Origin of the sequence: Xanthovirga aplysinae (genome assembly GCF_009711365.1) — a bacterium.
Taxonomy (GTDB): Bacteria; Bacteroidota; Bacteroidia; order Cytophagales; family Cyclobacteriaceae; genus Xanthovirga; species Xanthovirga aplysinae.
The window spans coordinates 1-5,981 of the sequence record NZ_SMMB01000972.1 but is presented as its reverse complement, the minus strand read 5'-3'; the positions used below and the strand labels follow the sequence as shown (position 1 = coordinate 5,981).

4 protein-coding genes are annotated in these 5,981 nt (G+C 37.3%); 2 read left to right on the top strand and 2 right to left on the bottom strand.

The genetic code is table 11. From position 1 onward, the window contains the following. On the bottom strand, positions 1 to 1,302 hold a 1,302-nt coding region (locus E1171_RS09335; protein ID WP_155205737.1), incomplete at its 3' end, for a sulfatase-like hydrolase/transferase. Between the two features lie 456 nt (positions 1,303 to 1,758). Here E1171_RS09335 and E1171_RS09330 point away from each other — a divergent pair. Together E1171_RS09330 and E1171_RS09325 are read left to right on the top strand one after the other, a co-directional pair. Continuing rightward, the gene (locus E1171_RS09330) at positions 1,759 to 2,724 is read left to right on the top strand and encodes a sensor histidine kinase (RefSeq protein ID WP_222931456.1); all 966 of its coding nucleotides are present in this window, start codon (positions 1,759 to 1,761) and stop codon (positions 2,722 to 2,724) included. After that, complete coding sequence (locus E1171_RS09325; RefSeq protein WP_155205736.1) at positions 2,721 to 3,422, top strand: LytR/AlgR family response regulator transcription factor; 702 nt, start codon at positions 2,721 to 2,723, stop codon at positions 3,420 to 3,422. Before E1171_RS09330 ends, E1171_RS09325 begins: the two co-directional genes overlap by 4 nt. Positions 3,423 to 3,955: 533 nt before the next feature. Here the strand turns inward: E1171_RS09325 and E1171_RS09320 are convergent. Continuing rightward, entirely contained in the window at positions 3,956 to 5,494 is a 1,539-nt protein-coding gene (locus E1171_RS09320; RefSeq protein ID WP_155205735.1) for an insecticidal delta-endotoxin Cry8Ea1 family protein, read from the bottom strand. Between the last annotated feature and the right edge of the window lie 487 nt (positions 5,495 to 5,981).

The window sequence follows — 5,981 nt, the reverse complement described above, 5'->3', positions numbered from 1 at the left end:
CTCTTCCTCACTTAGGTTGCCATTTAACAGGTTATCTCCTTCGTAAGGGTCGTTTTCCAAGTTGTAAAATTCCTCATTTCCATCGGCGTATTCTATTAGTTTATATTGGTCATTTCGAATGGTCCACCCTGAAACATTTACCTCTGATATTTCAGCATAAACATAAGTCCTTTTCTCAGAATTGGTATCTGAAAGTAGGCTTTTAAAGCTTCTGCTATGGTGGATTTCGGTTGTCCCGGTACCTGCAATGTCAGCAATCGTTGCAAATAAATCAGTGGTGTTAATTAAGGCTTCTTCTCGTTCACCTTTACGGTCCACTCCATAGCCAGACACTACCATTGGAACATGAATACCTCCTTGGTATAAGGACATTTTTGCTTGGGACCGAGAATAGGGAGACTGGATAACTTCCCTATCTGTTCCATTATCTCCAATAAATATAATCAGGGTATTGGCCCTTTCTTCCTTAGTCATGGAATCTAAAAGCCTTCCGATTTCACTATCCATAGCTTCCAACATAGCAAAGAAATAGGGTTCAGGATTTGCACTAATATCTGCTGGGTCCCCTGAAAGGTAATCCCTATCGTGTAACTCTTGAGGAGGCAGATGAAATGGAGTATGCGGAGCTGTATGGGCTAACCAAAGGAACCAAGGCTGATTCTGATTTTGAATCCAGTCAATTGCCATATCGGTAAATGCCGTAGTGGCATATTCGGTTGAGGTAGTTACAATACCATTAGTGGTGAGCTCCCAGTTCCAGTAATCTGTAAGAGCGCCGGCGATGAGACCCGAATAATGCTCAATCCCCATAATATTGGGGTCGTTAGTTCCAGCATCTGTTATACCGGAAAGATGCCATTTCCCTATAATTGCGTTACTGTAATTTACCAGTCCACTGCTGTTGATGTGAGTCTGTAAGGAAGTTTCGGACAAATCAATCTTTTCATTAATACGCACACCTAATACACCTGTTTGGTAACCATATTTACCCGTTAAAATTGTCGCCCGGGTTGGAGCACACATCGGATTCGACCATAAATTATCGAAAGTTAAACCATCAGCATACAATGATTCCAGAACAGGCATATTCGGTTTATTAGAGCCAGTTGCATAACCGGGACTGGCATCTAATCCCATATCATCTGCGATAATCAACAAAATATTTGGAGGATTGTCTAAAATATTATTAGATGTAACCTTCCCGGATTCATTGGGGTTTGTCTGTGAATCTTCCTCTGCATATTCACATGAAAGACAAAAAGATAGCAAAAGACATGATAATTTAATAAGTAGATTTTTCATAGTTCTGTTTTTTGTAAAAAAAATGTTTACTATGAAATTGATGAGGATTCAAGTTTTATGAAATTTTTTTCAACTAATAACTGTAAAAATTCCACCAACTTTGGGAATACCTAAACATGCTAAAGAACCCTAGATCAATACTACATTATTATCTCATGAAAATATATAAGTATTATAATTTGGGATCTCGGTTATCCCTCATATTTAGGAAATGTATGGGATTAGAATGTTCAAAAAAATATTAAAAAAAAACCAATAAATTGCCCTCATGTTATATTGATATAATTCCAGCTAGTTGAAAAGTGAAAACAAATAAGTTCTGGGGCTTCCAAATTCAAGCCGGCAAATTCCAGCTCTGAAAAATGAGGAGTTATCATTCCATAAAAAACCCCTTCCTGTGGCAAAAGTTTTTCTGACTGGGGAGCGCTCTGTCGATTTTAATCCTTTTCCCAATATATGGTATTGAATACCTCCCAAATATTTGTGATTAACTACCTTTCAGCTGGTACACAAAAATTTCAGGACAATATAAAGTGGGTTGATCACAATTATTTGGAAGTTAAGGCCAAATTAAAGGCTGTTTGTCAACTTCTTTGTGTATTGCATTTTACTTGGTTATTATTGGGTATGATTTCAATAGTAAAGAAAAACAGTGGGCTAATTCGTAAATATGGGTTTTGGGTATTTGCCGTAGGTGGGGGTATTATTTTGATACTGCTAGAGAACGAAGAAGGCATTGAACCGTTTTTTTCAATCTCGGCTTTCCTTTATTGGTCTTTGCTAATCTTTTGGGGGATACGTTGGATATTTGGTCAGGTAAAATCGACTATAAAACAGAAAAAAGAGAAAACTAACATAGAACTAATGCATCTGCAAAGTCAGGTCAATCCGCACTTCTTTTTCAATACACTTAATAATTTATATGGTTTAGTAGAAAAAGATTCCAAAAAAGCACAACAGCTGATACTCAAACTTTCTGATATGATGCGATACAGTATTTACGAGGGACAGAAAGAATGGGTAACAGTGGAGGAAGAAGTGGACTACTTATATAACTATATTGAGTTGCATAAGGCCCGCTATCACAAGAAAACAGAGGTAAAGTTTATTCACCACATCCAAAAGGAAGGAAGCCAAGTGATGCCGCTTTTGTTTATTATCCTTTTAGAAAATGCTTTTAAACATGGAGTGGAGAGATTAAGAGAAAATGCCTACATCCATGTCAATTTGATTGCCGGAGAGGATGAAATTCACTTTGCTGTTGAGAACAATTTTGATAGCCAGGAACTCTCGGAGAAAGAGGGAATCGGGCTTAAGAACCTAAAAAGAAGATTGGAATTGGTTTACCCGAATAAGCATTCCTTGTCCTACTCAGCTACCAACGATATCTATAAAGCACAATTAACCTTGAGGTCCATATGATCCGATACCTAATTATAGATGATGAATATATTGCCCATGATATAATCAAGGGCTATTGCGATATGCTTCCCAACATGAAGTTAGAAAAGAATTGCTACGATGCTCTGGAAGCCCTCCAGTATTTGAATGAGCATTCAGTGGATCTTATCTTCCTGGATTTGAACATGCCCAAACTGAAAGGTTTTGATTTCTTAAAAACGCTTTCCTCCCCGCCCAAAGTAATAGTAACTACCGCTTACAAAGAGTTTGCCCTAGAAGGTTATGAGCTCAACATTGCCGACTACCTGCTAAAACCATTCAGTTTCGAACGCTGTCTAAAGGCCATTAACAAAGCCTTAAGCTTGCCTGCAACGGCACCCTCTCCAACTGAAGGAGCAAAAAATAATGCGGAGGTAAAAAGAATATTTCTTAGGGGAGACAAAAAATATACCCAAGTGGTAATTGATAACATCCTGTTTATAGAAGCGGCAGGAAACTACACCAAAGTCATTTTGAAAGAAGAAACACTTTTGATCAGAGAGAAGATTTCTAACCTGCTAACATCGCTTCCTTCCCACAATTTGTTGCAGGTTCATAAATCATTTGCCGTAACCAAAAATCACATCAAGAGCATTGAGGGAAACCGGATTTTTATAGGGGAGCATATTATCCCCATAGGCAAAGTGTATAAAATGAATGTTAATCAGTTGTTGGGGTAAACCCTAGTAGCTATATAATTATCAATTCCAATAGAGTAGGTAGGGAGATCACCTTCTCGCCAACATCAACCAGTGCAATCCCATACTAAACCCTTTCAAATGGACTAGAAGATTTTTGCCAAAGCGCCCTTCCTGACGAAACCAATATCTAGTTTTCCTCTATTTTGCTAATGGTTCCCTTCAGGCTCCAAGTCAGACTGCACACCCTTACCAATCGATCATGCCTCCTACCAACTCGGCACATACAAAAATCTTCACCCTATCTGTTGATTACTTTGTCCTACATACCAATAGTGGGGTTGGGCTTAAAGCCCAACCCCACTTTCACAGGTAAAAAGTTCATTTCCCAATTAATGGCTATTTTTTTACCCATTGGTTATTACTTTTATAATTGGATTATTATGAATGTAGAAAAGAGACGGATTTGAATCCCTTCACTTTAAATAAGGCTACCATCCAATTGGGCTTTATAAAGAGGACAAAGATCCACCCAAAGTAAGTCTATTTTACCTTTATCCCCCCGATAAAGCAAGTTAATGGGCTCCTGACCTTTTCTCAACGTTCTGACCAATTTTTTCCCAATACTGATCTCGTTCTGCTTTCCAACTATCTACTAGTGGAAAGGAGTTACTTTGAATTGAAACCGCTTTGGAACTAGAGTTCCCCATCAAGTTATTTATTTCTTCATTGCTTAATTCTATAGGAGAGCCTATATACATACTTTTTAAGGCTTCGGTAGATACCATTTGGTTATTTTCAAGTTTAAAACCAAAAACCCCAAAATCCGCACTCCAATAAGGTGATCCCGCAGCCCCGTTAATCCAAATACTTGAAAGAATATGGCCAGGGTAGCTATATGTAGATTGAATATGCCCACCTAAATAGTGCCCTCCTAGCAAAGTGCTCTGAGAACCATCTGAAAATATCAACTGTATTTCGTCCATTATATCGCCATATTGCACAAAAACTCCTTCAACTGGCAAACTGCTCAGATCAAACACCCCGCCATATGGTGAGTCTAAGGTACCTCCACTAGTGTTCCCCATTCGTTTGGTTTGTGTTACCCCGTCAGGCCCACCACCCTCTGGGTAAGTAACTCGAACAGCATCAATACGATCATAACCCCAAACCTCAAGCTTTGAAATTGGTTGTGAAGGTGGTGTTGAAGGTAAATTCACCGCCTTATCTCCACGATATGCCCCTACTACGTCAGAATAAATCTCACGGTCAAGGTATATACTGGCTCCGTCTGGATATTGGCTTATATCATAATATTGCCACATTTCTTTAAAATCCAAAACAGATAGGGTCATTTCCCGGATATATTTATTTTTTTTGTTAAAGGCCACTCTTTTATTAGAGGATAAATTACTTTCAACATCTGCCAGACCTTCGGCATATACCTCATCTGCATAAGAAGAGTAATCCTTTATTGCATCAATTAACTGTTGACGAGAACGGTCCACTTCCACATCGGACCAACCCCATTCCAAACCAAACTCTGCCCCATCTCTGAGAAGGCTTAAATGCAAGTTTGCTAACTGCGAAAATAAAGGAAGTAACAATACCCTATCATCATTGGCCTGAAAATGAGGTAAATTCGAAAGAATGTCTCCAAGGACAATATTGTATTTTTCAGAAATATAAGTAGGAGTCTCCGAATTTTGTACCGCCCATAAATATTCATCCATATTATTTTTTATCCCATCTAAAGCTAGTTGGACCTGATTATAATTATATTCTGAAATTTTTTCATCAATTAATGCTTCCACTCGGTCTTTTATTTGGTCCCAAGGATCTGTACTTGTGCCAGGCCACAAAGCATTTACAAACCCTCCTACCAAAAAACCAACGCCGGGTATCTTAGATGATAAAGTCCGAATGGTAAGATCTCTAGTTAAGGAATAAATATCATCACTAGTTGTTAACGCATTGATTTGTGCAAAATTTGCTTTTGCATTATTATCCTCCACTTCGTTCAAGAAATCAGGTTGGCAAGCAGGTAATAAAAATCCTAATGTTATTGTCAGGACAATACTCCTGGAAAAACGACTATTAATTTTTGGTTTCATAATGGTCAAAGCTTAAAATTTAAAAAAATAAAATTAGTTTATAAGTAATGTTATCGTTAAACAGAAAATCCCTGTTTAAATCAATTTAGATTCTTACTTAAGAATATTTTCTTTTAGCTATGAAATCCCATCAAGCTTACTCAACTAACTTCCAAAAACTAGCTACCACAAGCTAAACTAAAAAATTACAAGTTCAAACATATTTATTAATGTTTCATATTTAAGTCCAAATTTTTATTTAAAAAATTAAATCAAATGAAGGATAGGAGCTTAATTGAAAGGCAATTTACCTTGTATTCATCATTGAATTTTTAATTTAAAGCGCTTAAAATGGTAAATTTTTGACCATGTAGAATCTTTACAACAAGGTCCCATATTAAGAGGGCTGGAGGGAGAGCTGAACAATAGTTCTCCTATTAAGATCATCAAGTTTTGAAAGGAGGAAAATGTACAGGTTTAATTTAATCTACGGAAAGAGGCATAAAGT

Bases quoted from the DNA above. Each gene is read 5' to 3' on its own strand.
- E1171_RS09325 (WP_155205736.1), top strand. From the start codon at position 2,721: ATGATCCGATACCTAATTATAGATGATGAATATATTGCCCATGATATA.
- E1171_RS09330 (WP_222931456.1), top strand. From the start codon at position 1,759: ATGGTATTGAATACCTCCCAAATATTTGTGATTAACTACCTTTCAGCT.
- E1171_RS09320 (WP_155205735.1), bottom strand. From the start codon at position 5,494: ATGAAACCAAAAATTAATAGTCGTTTTTCCAGGAGTATTGTCCTGACA.